This is a genomic window from Halalkalibacter lacteus (assembly GCF_036663595.1).
Taxonomy (GTDB): domain Bacteria; phylum Bacillota; class Bacilli; order Bacillales; family Bacillaceae_D; genus Halalkalibacter; species Halalkalibacter lacteus.
In genome coordinates, this window is the sequence record NZ_JAWRVL010000265.1 from 1 (window position 1) to 264 (window position 264).

Genomic DNA, 264 nt, shown 5'->3' on the forward strand with positions numbered 1-264 from the left:
CTTCATAAAATGTATGCGAAACATCCACAACATGAAATATTATATCCGCTTCCCGCACTTCACTAAGCGTACTTTTAAAAGATGCAATAAGCTGCGGCGGTAGTTTTCGAATAAACCCTACCGTATCGCTGATCAATATTTTTTCTGTGTCGTGAACCTCAAGTGAACGGGTTGTTGAATCCAATGTCGCAAATAATTTATCTTCAGCAAAAACATCTGAACTTGTTAATAGATTAAACAATGTAGATTTACCAGCATTAGTAT

At 36.0% G+C, this 264-nt stretch carries 1 protein-coding gene; it reads right to left on the reverse strand.

Annotated features, from left to right (window positions below):
- Positions 1-264: GTPase (locus tag SAZ04_RS22300; protein WP_332699829.1), on the reverse strand; the 264-nt coding region annotated here is incomplete at both ends.